This window comes from Arthrobacter gallicola (assembly GCF_014836775.1).
Taxonomy (GTDB): domain Bacteria; phylum Actinomycetota; class Actinomycetes; order Actinomycetales; family Micrococcaceae; genus Arthrobacter_B; species Arthrobacter_B gallicola.
The window spans coordinates 195,180-209,481 of record NZ_JACSQD010000003.1; the positions used below are offsets into that span (position 1 = coordinate 195,180).

At 65.3% G+C, this 14,302-nt stretch carries 12 protein-coding genes and 1 tRNA gene; 11 read left to right on the top strand and 2 right to left on the bottom strand.

Annotation, left to right across the window (positions count from 1 at the left end; all coding sequences use genetic code 11):
* Positions 1-441: 441 nt before the first annotated feature.
* The 3 genes from H9639_RS08130 (at position 442) to H9639_RS08140 (ending at position 3,329) form a co-directional block, all read left to right on the top strand.
* A complete protein-coding gene (locus H9639_RS08130; RefSeq protein WP_191807588.1) occupies positions 442-1,035 on the top strand; it encodes a hypothetical protein in 594 nt (197 codons plus the stop codon).
* A gap of 458 nt (positions 1,036-1,493) precedes the next feature.
* Positions 1,494-1,778, top strand: coding sequence for a hypothetical protein (locus tag H9639_RS08135; protein WP_191807589.1), 285 nt, complete (start codon positions 1,494-1,496; stop codon positions 1,776-1,778).
* 342 nt (positions 1,779-2,120) lie between these two features.
* Positions 2,121-3,329, top strand: coding sequence for an MFS transporter (locus H9639_RS08140; RefSeq protein ID WP_404799738.1), 1,209 nt, complete (start codon positions 2,121-2,123; stop codon positions 3,327-3,329).
* Positions 3,330-3,382: 53 nt separating this feature from the next.
* On the opposite strand, the gene H9639_RS08145 is transcribed toward H9639_RS08140, so the two are convergent.
* Positions 3,383-3,817 carry a hypothetical protein gene (locus H9639_RS08145; RefSeq protein ID WP_191807591.1) on the bottom strand — a complete coding sequence of 145 codons (435 nt, stop codon included), beginning with the start codon at positions 3,815-3,817 and terminating at the stop codon, positions 3,383-3,385.
* Between the two features lie 320 nt (positions 3,818-4,137).
* Here H9639_RS08145 and H9639_RS08150 point away from each other — a divergent pair, with 320 nt between their 5' ends.
* From H9639_RS08150 to nrfD, 6 genes are all read left to right on the top strand, one after another.
* The gene (locus H9639_RS08150; RefSeq protein ID WP_191807592.1) at positions 4,138-4,698 is read left to right on the top strand and encodes a putative immunity protein; all 561 of its coding nucleotides are present in this window, start codon (positions 4,138-4,140) and stop codon (positions 4,696-4,698) included.
* A gap of 613 nt (positions 4,699-5,311) precedes the next feature.
* Positions 5,312-5,749, top strand: a complete 438-nt coding sequence (locus tag H9639_RS08155) for a VOC family protein (protein ID WP_191807593.1) — start codon at positions 5,312-5,314, stop codon at positions 5,747-5,749.
* A gap of 33 nt (positions 5,750-5,782) precedes the next feature.
* Entirely contained in the window at positions 5,783-6,352 is a 570-nt protein-coding gene (locus H9639_RS08160; protein WP_191807594.1) for a dihydrofolate reductase family protein, read from the top strand.
* Between the two features lie 34 nt (positions 6,353-6,386).
* Complete coding sequence (fdh, locus tag H9639_RS08170; protein ID WP_225219361.1) at positions 6,387-9,692, top strand: formate dehydrogenase; 3,306 nt, start codon at positions 6,387-6,389, stop codon at positions 9,690-9,692.
* On the top strand, positions 9,689-10,684 hold the full coding sequence (locus tag H9639_RS08175) for a 4Fe-4S dicluster domain-containing protein (protein WP_191807597.1): 996 nt from the start codon (positions 9,689-9,691) through the stop codon (positions 10,682-10,684). Before fdh ends, H9639_RS08175 begins: the two co-directional genes overlap by 4 nt.
* Positions 10,681-11,763, top strand: a complete 1,083-nt coding sequence (gene nrfD, locus H9639_RS08180) for an NrfD/PsrC family molybdoenzyme membrane anchor subunit (RefSeq protein ID WP_191807598.1) — start codon at positions 10,681-10,683, stop codon at positions 11,761-11,763. The genes H9639_RS08175 and nrfD overlap by 4 nt, the downstream gene beginning before the upstream one ends.
* Before the next feature lie 27 nt (positions 11,764-11,790).
* On the opposite strand, the gene selD is transcribed toward nrfD, so the two are convergent.
* On the bottom strand, positions 11,791-12,795 hold the full coding sequence (gene selD, locus H9639_RS08185; protein WP_191807599.1) for a selenide, water dikinase SelD: 1,005 nt from the start codon (positions 12,793-12,795) through the stop codon (positions 11,791-11,793).
* A 42-nt stretch (positions 12,796-12,837) separates the two neighbouring features.
* On the opposite strand from selD, the gene H9639_RS08190 reads away from it, so the two are divergent.
* Positions 12,838-12,932 (top strand) — tRNA-Sec (locus H9639_RS08190).
* A gap of 36 nt (positions 12,933-12,968) precedes the next feature.
* Positions 12,969-14,300 (top strand): L-seryl-tRNA(Sec) selenium transferase, encoded by a 1,332-nt coding sequence (gene selA, locus H9639_RS08195; protein ID WP_191807600.1) that lies wholly within the window; start codon positions 12,969-12,971, stop codon positions 14,298-14,300.
* Positions 14,301-14,302: the final 2 nt, after the last annotated feature.

Genomic DNA, 14,302 nt, shown 5'->3' on the forward strand with positions numbered 1-14,302 from the left:
AGAGAGCCATCAGTCACCACATGCTTAAAGTCTCCAGCCTCATCCGGTCGCGAGTGGTGCAGCAGACGCTATCCGGCTAGGGAACGCGGTCGAATTTAGAAACAACGTCTAGGTTCTGCGCCTGAATGAATGAGAATGCCGCCCTCCGTGCATTGCTTCGGAGTGCGGCATTTTCGTATGCAGTGGAAGGAAAGGATCCGGGCGGCCATGCCTGCCATCCCGAGGTTCGTGCGCGCCGGGTAGAGGAATAACAAAACGGCGCAATGACTGAGCCGAAGAAACAGACCAAACCCAATAGTCTTACAGCCGGACGGAATGCATATTCGTGGGCTTCTTTGCTCTTGAAGTCCTGGCTTTCGCTGTCTTCCCGGGATTGCCCCTCGTGGTGGCCGGAATGGCGATGGGACCACCCGGCTGCGAGAATCCAGGAAGCGGACACTGGTGCTGTGGATTATTGACGGGGTGCTGACGATCGTCGCCTTGGCACCATTCATCCTCGGGATGCTCGGATTGTCATCGTTCGCCGAAGTGGATCCAACACACAAAAATGTATTGCTCGCTAATCTGTTTGGCATGGACCGTAAAGAAATGGATATCTCCGATGCCGCAACGCTTATGACCTTGCTGCATCGTGGTAAGCGCCCCTCAACGCTCCGTACGCTGCTGCCGGGGTGGGACATGCTGCAGGTCAACGTCCCTTCACGGGAACAGATGGAGACTGCAATGTCGATCCTCGTTGGTTCCGGTCTGGCAGAAGTGGACTCGTCGTGGGGAATGCTTCTCACGGAGGACGGGGAACGGATCAGGCGGTCCGTCAAGGGTTGGCAGGGGATGCGGATGATCCCGGGCGCCATCAGCGAGATTCTGGCAGGACGACAGTTGAGCCGTGCGCCGCTGACCCTGCCTCAGCCGGTCTTTGATGCGGCGCGGGAGGAGTATTACGACGCCGCCCGACGCAGGGCAGAGCGTGCACAAAGGCGCAGGTCACGGCCGCGCTGGTGGTGGCCCGATCCATCCAGGCGTCCCGGCCAGTGATGCTGCTGGGTGAGAGTCGGTGCCTGCTGAGCCGGAGGCGTCCTCGGATGTGGTCGGCCCGCCAGGTTCCTCGGTTACGGAACGTCGTTGAATTTAGACGAAGGATCTCGGGATCGACGCTTGCGATGATCCCGGAGTAGAACACCTTGGCCTGCTCTTTCAACGATGATTCGTTTTGGCCGATGAACTTCTGCTTGTTGTCGTCGCCAGGAATGTTGTTGATCATGCAATTTTGAACGGCTGGCGGATGACGGCTCTTGGAATCGGGGGACGGGATACGTTCGGGGAACCCCATCTGGGCGGCCGCAGTTACTGGCGGGGGACTGACCTATCTCCCCGGCGGCCCTTCTCCCTACCCTGCGAACTCAAAGGCGATTCGCAGTTCAATAGGCCGACCGGCAACTGTGCGATTGTCATAGCCGAAGCATACGGTGGATGACGGCAGGGAGGACTCCGGAATGGGTCAGCTGGCTGCATCAGTCGAAGTAGTTCGGCATGAAGCATTCACTCCGGCGCTCACGGACGAGCTTCGGTCCTTGTTCGATGCCGAGTATCTCTCTGACTTTGGTGAATGGGATCCGAAGCAGCCATACGGTTATGCCTCCCACGATATTCACCTGGTCGCACGCGCAGCCGGTGACATCGTGGGGCACGCGGGCTGGGCGCGGCGGACAATCATGGTGGGTTCGAGGACCGTTGAGGTTGCCGGTACAGGCGGAGTGCTGTTTGCCGCGGAGGCCTGACGGAGAGGTCGACATTCAAGGACGCCCATGGTGAACAGGCGGCGCGTTCTCCCGGTAGGCGACCGGGATACCAAATACATCCTCTGATACTCTCTGCGTGTGGTTATGCCCTTCTTCAACTGACGGTCTGCGTCTCGCCCGCGCAGCACTCCGCTACACCGGCCCGGGCGGCCTCTTTTTCGTGCCCTGGCTCAGTCAAGCCGACGTCGGATTTGGCATTTTGACCTTGTGATCAAGGTGCCCCTTGAAGGAAACCACACATGAGACAGCTCTCTGACCGTCCTACCGCACTGCGCCAGATCAACCAACCGTCTGATCTGCCCCGGGAACAGGGGCTGAACTGTGGCTGAGCGCGTTACGTACCTTCAGGTTCTCCGGACCCCCGGAGCACTAAGAGTCTTTGTTCCGGCGCTCCTTGGCAGATTGTCCCTCGCAATGGTCAGCCTGGCGCTTCTTCTGGCCATCCAGGATGCGACTGATTCGTTTGCCACAGCCGGTTTGCTCACGGGAACTTTCGGGCTGGCCAATGTTGCTGCCGCTCCATGGCGCGCCCGGTGCGTCGACAAATGGGGGCAACGGCGGATCCTGAATTTGCTGGCTCTGGGCAACGCGGGAAGCCTGTGTCTAATGGCTTGCCTGCTCTTCCTTGGGGTGGCGGCCATACTTCCACTGGCCATGGTTGCGGCGGCTGCAGGAGGAAGCACTCCGCCGCTGGGAGCGTCCATGAGGGTCCTCTGGGCGGCGCTGACACCATCCGGTGTTGTCCGCACACGGGCCTACAGCGTGGACGCGGTTGCCGAGGAACTGACTTTCACCACGGGCCCGGTGGTGATCGCAGCCGTCATGGCTGTAAGTTCCCCGCTGGCCGGCTTGGTGGTGTCTGCAGCTTCAATGGTGTTTGGAACACTCGGGATGACGTCGGGGTCAGTCTCGGGAAAGCAACGGGGTACACCTCATCGGCTGCCACCTCCGGAAAGGCCAATCCGTCAGCGGGGTTTCCAACCCATCCTTCTCGTCCTCCTAGGCGTCGGCGTCGTGCTCGGTGCAATCGAGGTCGCGGTCCCTGCGTACGCCGACAGGCAGAACTCGGTGACCCTGGCAGGCTGGCTCCTATCGGCGTTCGCAGCGGGAAGCGCCGCCGGGGGACTTCTCTACGGCAGGCACGTGTGGCGATCACCGCTGAGGACCCGGCTGCTTGTCATGTGCATACTCATGGCCCTCGGAACCATCGTCCTGGGAATGGTCACATCGGTTACCGCCACAGCCATCATCCTGACCATAGTGGGCCTCTTCCTGGCGCCGTCGCTCATCACCGGCTACTTGGCCGCGGACAGCATCACATCACCAGCCGCCCGAACCGAAGCCTCGAGCTGGATCAATACGTCCGTGAATCTCGGCGCAGCGATCTCAGCATCAGCCACCGGCATCCTCATTGATCAGGGTTCATCTCAATTCGCCCTGATTCTCGGCGGTATGACGGCGCTCGTGCTGAGTGCTTCTCTCGCATTCGCAATACGTCAGCCAAAAGACTCGCGGTTAGAAAATAAGTAGCCGGTGATGCGCATGCGGTCATGAAGCAGCACAGTGCGCCCCCGGCACCGAGGCTAGCCCGCAGCCCTGCGGATATGCTCTGCGATCGTCCGCTCAGTCTCGGGCGTCAGTGCCAGCACCGCGAAGGACGTTGCCCACAGGTCCCCGTCATCAAGCTGCGCTGACTCTTCAAAACCGAGGGTGGCGTAACGGGAGCTGAACTTGGACGCCGCCTTGAAAAACACGACCACCTTCCCGTCCGCGTTGGCATACGAAGGGAATCCGTACCAGGTCTTGGGAACAAGGTGCGGAGCGACTTCGGAGACGATTCTGTCGATGCCCTCGGCGAGCACCCGATCGTCATCCGGCAAAGCGGCAATCGCCTCGCGGACGGCCTGCTCACCTGCGGCGCGGTTTTTCCCGGCTTTTTCCTGGGCGCGCAGCTCTGCAGCCCGCTGCTTGACTGCCTCGCGCTCTTCTTTGGACAGTCCCGCGTTGTTCTCAGCCATGGCATTCTCCCTCTCCAGCTCCGGCAATCTGTTGGCCGCAAATCAATCCTTCGGGATCACAGTACTGTCGCCGGGCGCAGTGCGCTGCTTGATTCCTGTTCGCCTGATGTTCCTGGGTGTTGCTGACAAAGCTTGATCAGATGAACGTCCGGTACAGCTGGTCCTGCTGTCACCGACCAGAACTGCTTTGATCGGCGGAAGGTATTGGACCGGTCCACGCATCGGCCGGCCCTATCCGCCCTACGGTCCGGGCCTGCGCCGGCGCAAACAGGCCACGGTCTCAACAGAAACAGATTCATCCGATGTGACAGAATTCGGCCGTGACCTCCCTCCAGACTCTCAGCGATTCAGACCGGCGGACAATTGCACGGTGGGCTGTTTCCTGTGCAGAACGGGTGCTTCCGCTGTTCGACGTCGACGCCGAATCACCGGCACAGGAGCAGGTGCGGGATGCGCTGGTACGTGCCCGGGCATACAGCCGTGGTGAGGGGACCGCTGCCGAGGAGATCGGCAAGCGGATGGTGGCGGTGAAAGCTGCGAGTGCCGCGAAGTCTCCCGCCGGTGCGGCAGCGGCCCGGTCGGTTGCCCAGGCTGCAGCGGTCGCTCACATGGGAGCGCACGCCCTGGGCGCCGCCGCCTACGCGGTCAAGGCAGTTGCGCTCGCAAACCCGGGAAAGCCGGAACTGGTGGAGGAAGAGGTTCACTGGCAGCTGGAGCAGCTGACCGCTGACGAGCGGGCAGTGCTTCGGCGGCTTCCGTCGCTTGGTGCCGATTCCTCCGGACCCCTCGGCGCTGGGTTGCTCTCAAACGGCATTCTGGGTGCCACCATCCGGGAAATTCAGGCGAGTATCACCCCCGAACAGCACGATCTGCCGGGGTAGGGGCTCACGCCCGACGACGGCGCCCGGCTCCCCTTAGCGGCAGGCGGCAGCGCGTCACCGCCGTCGCAATTCCCGCCATGAAGTGAAGGCCAGCGCCACAGACCAGAGGCTCCACAGCCGCTCCACGGGTGAGCGGGAAACAGCGTTTGCCACGGTCCCCAGGGAACCGAGGGCGACGCACCCACGGAGAATATACCGCCGGGCGACGGGGGATGGGCGGGAAGACGCCAGAGCGGCCGCACCCGCCGCATACACCAGCGAGGCCACCGCGCTCGTGAGCCGCAACCGTGCCGGCAGCCTGCCCGGCCGCTGCCCGCCATATGCGGCACGCCCCCACGGGACCCCGGCGGCAAGGGCAGCCTGAAAGGCCGACAGGGCGGTGAGCAGCAGGGGAGCAGCGGGGCTGGTTTGCATGCGGATATGCAAGCAGCACGCGGGCGGGTGTGCAAGCCCACCGTCAGTGGCCTGTGGCGTTCTCCCCGAAGCGTCCCATTCCTGGACTATCTGCTGGTATCAGGGCCGGTGAGCCACACACCCGCGTCTGTGCCTCGCCGCAGTCCCAGCTTTTGGCGCGGGCTTCTGGCCGCGATTCCGGCTCGCTAGCATGGCGGGCATGGCCATTCGACTCGAGAACGTTGGGATCGCGGTCCGCGACCTCGAAGCAGCGGTTGCCTTCTTCACCGACCTTGGGCTCAGGGTTCTTGGCCGGGACACGGTCAGCGGCGAGTGGACTGACACCGCCGTCGGGCTGGACGGCAACCACGCCAGGATCGCCATGCTCCAGACCCCGGACGGGCACGGCCAGCTGGAGCTCTTCGAATACCTCCATCCGGAAGCCATTGAAACGCCGCCTACCCGCCCCAACGAGATTGGAATGCACCGGGTTGCGTTCTCGGTCGACGATCTGGATGCAGCGCTTGAAATTGCAGCCGCGCACGGTTGCCATCCACTGCGTGGGGTGGCAACTTACAAGGACATTTACCGGCTGACGTATGTCCGCGGACCGAGTGGCATCATTGTGATGCTTGCGCAGGAGCTCAAGCACAGCTGACCGCCGGCGCAGGCGATGGAAACAGGAACGGCTATGGGAACCCTGATCTACGCGACGACAGTGTCCCTGGACGGCTACGTGGCCGATAAGGACGGGGACTTCCAATGGACCGGCCCCTCCGATGAGATGTTCGCCGTCCACCTCGACCGGCTCCGCGAGGTATCGACGGAAGTGCTCGGCCGCAAGACCTATGGGCTGATGGAGTATTGGGAGAACTTTCCGGACACCGGAGACCAGTCCGAAGATGAACAGGAGTTCGCCCGCCGCTGGCAGGACATATCCAAGATCGTGGTGTCCTCAACCATGTCTTCCGCGGAGCTGTCCTCGGACCGGGCCCGCCTGGTGCCGGAGCTGAGCCTGGACCAGCTGCGGCGGATCGTGGCGGAGGCGCAAGGCCTGGTCGAAATTTTCGGGCCGACGACAGCCGCGGACGCCATCCGTGCGGGCATCGTCGACGAATTCCGGTTCTTTGTGGTGCCCAAGCTGGTTGGCGGGGGCCTGCGCGCGCTGCCCGACGGCGTCGAGCTCGATCTGGAGCTGGCTGAAGAGAGAACATTTGCCGGCGGGACCGCGTATCTGAGGTACCGGACCCGCCGGGTCTGAGCCAGAACCGGACTCATCGGCTATGGTGGGAGGCATGTCGCGGTTCAGCTTCCTTGAATGGCCGGTGGTACGGCAATTCCGATCGGGTGATCCACTCGGTCGTGGAGAAGCCGTGACCTCCGCCAAGACCCGCGAAACAACACCCCGGACCACAACCGCAGACCGCGTGGTCCAGAGCGTCTGCCCCTACTGCGCCGTGGGCTGTGGACAGCGCGTCTTCGTCAAAGACGAGAAGGTCGTCCAAATCGAGGGCGACCCGGACTCACCGATTTCCCGGGGACGGCTGTGTCCCAAGGGTGCAGCCAGCGAACAGCTCGTCAACGCCGCCGGCAGGCAAACCAAGATGCTCTACCGGGCGCCCCACGCGACGGACTGGCAGCCGCTGGAGCTGGACACCGCCATCGACATGCTGGCGGACCGCTTTCTCGAAGCCCGCCGAAACCACTGGGAACAGAACGACGCCGAGGGCCGTCCGCTGCGCCGCACCATGGGCATTGCCGGGCTGGGCGGGGCAACCCTGGACAACGAAGAGAACTATCTGATCAAGAAGCTCTTCACCGCGGCTGGAGCCATCCAGCTGGAGAACCAGGCCCGTATTTGACACTCCGCCACGGTTCCCAGTTTGGGAACCTCATTTGGGCGGGGAGGCGCCACACAATCGCTCCAGGACATGGCTAACGCCGACTGCATCGTCATTCAGGGCTCGAACATGGCCGAATGCCACCCCGTCGGTTACCAGTGGGTGACGGAAGCCAAGGCCCGGGGAGCGAAGGTCATCCACGTTGACCCCCGGTTCACCCGGACCAGTGCTGTTGCGGACAAGCATGTGCCGATCCGGGCGGGTTCGGACATTGTGCTTCTCGGCGCCCTGATTAACTACGTGCTCAGCAACGAGCTGTGGTTTAAGGAATACGTCCTCGCCTACACCAACGCTTCGACGCTGGTCAGTGAAGACTTCCGTGACACCGAAGACCTGGGCGGGCTGTTCTCCGGGTACGATCCGGAGACCGGGCACTACGACCTGTCGTCCTGGTCCTATGAGCGCAAGGCTGAGGCTGAGGATGAGTCCGCCGGCCACGAGCACGGGCACGACACGTCCAAACGGGCCACAGGCGACCAATACGGCAGCGGCGGGCCCTCGATGGGCCGGCCCGATTTTGTCCAGGACCCGACGCTTCAGCACCCGCGGTCCGTGTTCCAGATCCTGAAGCGGCACTATGCCCGCTACACGCCGGAAATGGTCAGTGAAACCTGCGGTATTTCCGCGGAGGACTTCGAGTACCTGGCCCGTGCCATCACGGAGAACTCGGGACGGGAACGGACCACCTGTTTCGCCTACGCCGTTGGCTGGACGCAGCACACGCTGGGTGCACAGTTCATCCGCACCGCCGCGATCCTGCAGCTGTTGCTGGGCAACGTGGGACGGCCCGGCGGCGGGATCATGGCGCTGCGCGGACATGCCAGCATCCAGGGGTCCACCGACATTCCCACGCTCTTCAACCTCCTCCCGGGCTACCTCCCGATGCCCAAGGCGGAAATGGAGTCCCTGGACCAGTACCTGGCTGGCATCGGCTCGCCGGAACAGAAGGGTTACTGGGCCGCCGCCGATACCTATACCGTCAGCCTGCTCAAGGCCTGGTGGGGAGACGCTGCCACCCAGGATACCGAATGGGCCTATCAGTACCTGCCGCGGATCAACGGCCCGCACGGTACCTATGACACGGTCATGAGGATGCTCGACGACGGCATTGACGGCTACTTCGTGTTCGGCCAGAACCCGGCGGTCGGCTCTGCCAACGGACGGATGCAGCGGCTGGGCATGTCCCACCTGAAGTGGATGGTCGTGCGGGACTTCAGCCTGATTGAGACGGCAACCTGGTGGAAGGACGGACCGGAGATCGCCTCGGGCGAACTCAAGACGGAGGACATTGCGACCGAGGTCTTCTTTATGCCGGCCGCAACGCACGTGGAGAAAGCGGGCTCCTTCACCCAGACTCAACGGATGCTCCAGTGGCGTCACCAGGCCATTCAGCCGCCGGGAGACTGCCAGAGCGAACTGGAATTCTTCCATGAACTGGGCAAACGTATCCGGGCGAAACTTGCCGGATCGACAGACCCGCGGGACCGGCCGCTGCTGGACCTGACGTGGGACTACCCGCTGATGGACAACGGTGAAGTCGACCCCGAGTCGGTGCTGGCCGAAATCAACGGCAGGCACGTCACCGGTCCCAAGGCGGGCACACCGCTGTCCTCCTACACCGAGATGCGCGCCGACGGCTCTACCCTGGGTGGCTGCTGGATCTACACCGGGGTCTACGCGGACGGAATCAACCACGCCGCGGACCGGAAACCGGGCCGGGAACAAGGACCTGCCGCCACGCAGTGGGGCTGGGCCTGGCCCGCGAACCGGAGGATTCTGTACAACCGGGCGTCGGCGGATCCCGAGGGCAAGCCCTGGAGTGAACGCAAGAAATACATTTGGTGGGATGCGGAGCAGAACCGGTGGACTGGCGACGACGTGCCCGACTTCCCGGTGGACCGGGCACCGGGTTCCACCCCGGACCTCGACGCCGGTGGTGCCGCCGCCCTGGCTGGCGATGACCCCTTCATCATGCAGTCCGACGGCAAGGGCTGGTTGTTCGCGCCGAAGGGTATGGTCGATGGACCGCTGCCCACCCACTACGAGCCGCAGGAGTCACCGATCGCCAACCCGCTGTACTCCCAGCAGGCCAACCCGGCGCGGCTGACCTACCCCCGCGCGGACAACCTCAGCGCGCCGAGTGCCGGTGCAGCGGGTGCCTCGGTCTACCCCTTCGTGTTCACCACGTACCGCCTGACCGAGCATCACACCGCGGGTGGCATGAGCCGGTGGCTGCCCTACCTTTCCGAGCTGCAGCCGGAGATGTTCTGCGAGGTCTCCCCGGAACTGGCAGCGGAAAGAGGCCTGGAACCTTATGGGTGGGCCACCATCATTTCGCCGCGGTCCGCCATCGAGGCGAAGGTGCTGGTGACTGACCGCGTGAAACCGCTGACCATCGCCGGGCAGACCTTCCACCAGATCGGATTGCCCTACCACTGGGGAGTCGGCCAGGAAGCGGTGGTGTCCGGCGACGCGGCCAACGACCTGCTGGGCGTCACGCTCGATCCAAACGTGCAGATCCAGGAGTCCAAGGCCGGGTCCTGCGACATCGTTCCGGGGCGGCGGCCGCGCGGACCCGCACTGCTTACATTGATTGCGCAATACCAGGACCGGGCAGGGGTGACTCCGGCGACCGGCAACCAGAAGCTCAGCGATCCCGGCCCGGCACCGGGCAGCGGGATGAAGGGAGACACCGAATGAATCAGCTGACTGAGTCACCGGACCACGTCAGGCACACCGGGCATCCCCGGAAGGGCTTCTTCACGGATACCTCGATCTGTATCGGGTGCAAGGCCTGCGAAGTCGCGTGCAAGGAATGGAACCGCAATCCCACCGACTCGGACTATGAACTGCTTGAGTCCTCCTACGACAACACCGGGTCCCTCGGTGCGGACACCTGGCGGCACGTCGCGTTCGTTGAGCAGGACGGGGAGCAGATTGGCCGGGCCCGCGAATCCGGCCGGGCCCTGGTCAACCTGGGTATGCCCAAAATCGGAGCGCCGGGAACGGGCCCGGCCGCGAACCTCGCCGGTACCGACACCACTCCGCCCGACACGCCGGATTTCCGCTGGCTGATGTCCTCGGACGTCTGCAAACACTGCACGAACGCCGGGTGCCTCGATGTGTGTCCCACCGGAGCCCTGTTCCGGACCGAGCATGGAACCGTGGTTGTGCAGGACGATGTGTGCAACGGGTGCGGAACCTGCGTGGCCGGGTGCCCGTTCGGGGTGATCGAGCGCCGGCAGAACGGGACGGTCCAGTCGAAAAATGACCGCGACTTCACCCCCGGGGAACAGGCTCCGGCGCACAACGTAGGCGTCGCCCAGAAATGCACCCTGTGTTACGACCGGATCGTTGAGGACCAGACCCCGGCGTGCGCCCAGACGTGCCCCACGACGTCGATCAAGTACGGCGAGCGCACGGAAATGGTGGCCACAGCCAGGGAACGGGTAGCTGAACTGCACGCGCAGGGACTCACCGAGGCACGCCTGTACGGAGCTAACGACGCCGACGGCGTGGGCGGCACCGGATCCGTGTTCCTGCTGCTGGACGAGCCGGAGGTCTACGGGCTCCCGCCGGATCCGCGGGTACCCACGGCGGACCTGCCGCGGATGTACAAGCGGGCAGGACTGGCCGCCGCCGGCATGCTGGTGGCCGCAGCCGCCGCGTTCCTCGCAGGAGACCGGGCTTGACCGTCTCCGATTACGACAGCTACCGCCCGCCCGAACCGCCGCGCCGCCGGACGCGGGGCGGTAAACGCCGCCGCGCCGGGGGAGGCGGCGGGCGGGGTGAGGTTCCAATGGTCCCCGAGGCCGAGTTCACCTCGTATTACGGCCGCCCGGTGGTCAAGGCACCGCCGTGGGGAAACCCGATCGCTGCCTACCTCTTTCTGGGCGGGGTAGCCGGTGGCTCCGCGCTCCTCGGCGCAGGCGCGCAGCTGGCCGGCAAACCCCTGCTGTGCCGCAACAGCCGGCTCTCGGCGCTCGCCGCCGTCAGCGTGGGCGCCGTCGCACTGGTGGCGGATCTGGGCCGCCCGGAGCGCTTCCACCACATGCTCCGGACCTTCAAACCGAGTTCCCCCATGAGCGTGGGCTCCTGGATCCTCACGGTCTTCAGCGTGGGAGCCGGGGTGGCGGGCGTGTCCGAACTGGACCGGATCACCGGCTCACGTGTTCCGCTGGGCCCGCTCCGCCGGCTCCTGCGGGGCCTGGAAGGGCCTGCCGGGTACGAAGCGGCAGTCTTTGCCACGCCGTTGGCGGCGTACACCGCCGTCCTGCTCTCCAACACGGCTAACCCGACCTGGAATGCGGCCCGGGAGGATCTGCCCTTCGTCTTCGTCAGCTCCGCCAGCCTGGCCGCGGGAGGCCTGGGCATGATGACGACGCCGGCCCGGGAGTCCGGACCGGCGCGGGCACTGGCCGTGCTGGGCGTCGCGGGGGAGCTGGCGGCCGTCCGGATCATGGAAAAGAACATGGATCCTACTGCCGCGGAACCACTTCACCTGGGCAGTCCGGGAAAGATGCTCGTGTGGAGTGAACGGCTGGCGGTGGCCGGGGGACTGGGTGCGCTCTTCGGCGGGCGGAACAGAGCGGTCGCCGCTCTCTCGGGAGCGTCGCTGCTTGGTGCGTCGGTACTCACCCGGTTCGGGATCCTGCGGGCGGGCATCGCCTCGGCCGAGGATCCGCGGTACACAATCGAACCGCAGAAGAACCGCCTGGCGGCCCGCCGCCGTGCGGGCATCACCCACGATTCGATCACCACCGGCGGCTAAGCCCGGCCTCCAGCTAAGAAAGCCCGCCTACCGCACCTCGATGCCCGTGCCTTCCGTGGTGTGCCCGATCACCGGGTATCCGGGCAGCTCACCCACCACCAGCAGCCCGCCGGAGGTCTGGGCGTCTGCCAGCACCAGCAGGTCCTCCTCGGAGATCCCAGGGCCTGGCCGCAGATGCGGGCGGACCCAGTCCAGGTTGCGGCGCGTACCGCCGGAGATAAAGCCGTCCCGCAGCGCCTCGCGGGCACCCGTGACCAGCGGCACCGCGGTCGCATCGATGACCGCGCCCACACCGGAGGCCCGGCACATCTTGTAAAGATGCCCCAGCAGACCGAACCCGGTGACGTCCGTGGCAGCCTGCAGACCGTGCTGGACGGCTGCCTCAGCGGCGCTCCGGTTCAGCGCCACCATGGTCTCAATGGCCTCGGCAAAAACTTCACCCGTCTGCTTGTGCCGGTTGTTCAGCAAACCCAGGCCGATCGGCTTAGTCAGCGTGATCGGCAGCCCGGGCCGGGCGGCATCATTGCGCAGCAGCTTGCCGGGGTGGGCGACGCCGGTCACCGCCATTCCGTACTTCGGCTCCGGATCGTCGATGGAATGGCCGCCGGTCACCGGGCAGCCGGCTTCCGAGGCTACGTCGAGGCCGCCGCGCAGGACTTCGGTCAGCAGTTCCATGGGCAGCACGTCCCGGGGCCAGCCCACCAGATTGATGGCACTGATGGGACGCCCGCCCATGGCATAAATATCCGAAAGGGCATTCGCGGCCGCAATCCTGCCCCAGTCGTAGGCGTTGTCCACCACCGGGGTAAAGAAGTCCGCCGTGGAAAGGACAGCAAGGTCCTCGCCCACCAGAACAGCGGAAGCATCATCGCCGCCGTCGAGCCCCACCAGCACGTTCGGATGGGACTGGCCGACCAGGCCACGGACCACGTCTTCGAGTTCACCCGGCGGAATCTTGCAGGCGCATCCTCCGCCGTGAGCGTAGCCGGTGAGCCGAAGGGCTTCCTGGTGAGGGGCAATGTTCCCGTTCATGCCGATCAGTCTAGGAGAACCGCACAGTGTTAGCATCCTCATGGAGGCGTCCGGGTCCTGGTGGGCCCCCCGGTCTTCAAAACCGGTGAGACCGAGCACCTCGGTCTGGCGGGTTCGATTCCCGTCCGCCTCCGCCAACTTCAGCCGCTGACAGCGAGTCCCGAAGGAGGGACGTGGGGCAAGACGACCCGCGCAGGCTCATCCCGCGCACCGACCGGATCCTGGCGCATCCGGAGGTCCGGCGTGCCCGGGAACGCCTGGGCGATGACGTGATCCGCTCCATCGTTCAGGATCTCCAGGGCCAGGCGCGCCGGGGCGAACTTGCACCCGGGGATGTCGAACCGGGAGTGCTGGCGGCGATATCGGCCCGGAAAGCAACGTCGCTGACGCCGGTACTCAACGCCACCGGCGTCGTCGTCCACACCAACCTGGGACGCGCACCGCTGTCCCGGTCCGCACGGGAGGCCCTGCTGGCGGCAGCAGGGTATGTCGACGTCGAACTGGACCTGCCGTCCGGCACGCGGTCCCGGCGGGGCGCCGGCGCCCGGGGCGCGCTGCTGCGGGCCTGCCCTGCCGCCGAGGACGCGCTCATTGTGAACAACGGGGCCGCCGCACTGCTGCTGGCCACCACTGCCCTGACCGGCACCGGTGACGTAATTATCAGCCGCGGGGAACTCGTGGAAATCGGTGCCGGGTTCCGCCTGCCGGAACTCATCGAATCCACCGGTGCCCGCCTGCGGGAAGTGGGCACCACGAACCGCACCCACCTGCAGGACTATGAATCCGCGATCGGAGAGCGGACCGGCTGCCTGCTGAAGGTGCACCCGAGCAACTTTCTGGTCAGCGGCTTCACCTCCAGCGTGGGCGTTGATCAGCTCCACTCCCTGGCCGTGACGCACGGTGTTCCCCTGGTGGTGGACCTCGGCAGCGGCCTGCTGGCTCCGGACCCGGCCCTGCCGGACGAACCTGACATCGCGGGCGCACTGACCGCCGGTGCCGACGTCGTTATTGCCAGCGGCGACAAGCTCCTGGGCGGCCCGCAGGCAGGGCTGCTGCTCGGCCGGGCAGAGGTTATCGCCCGGCTGGCACGGCACCCCCTGGCCCGGGCACTGCGGGCAGACAAACTGACCCTGGCCGCCCTCGAAGCCACCGTGTCCGGGGAGCTGCCGCCGGTCGCCGCAGCCCTGCACGTGGACCCAATCCGCCTCCGCCGCCGGACCGAAGCGCTCGCGGACGCTGTGGGCGGAACCGTGGTCGAGCATGACGGGAGGGTCGGCGGCGGGGGAGCGCCCGGTGTGCCGCTGCCGGGCTGGGCTGTCCGGCTGCCGGAAGACGCGGCCCCGCGGCTGCGCACCGGGGATCCGGCGGTGCTGCCCCGGGTTCACGGCGGCGCCTGCCTGGTGGATCTGCGCTGCATTCCGGAAGACGACGACGAAACACTCACCGCCGCTGTGCGGGCAGCACTGGCCCCGGCCGGTGAACGGCTCGAATCCGGAAGCAGCTGAAC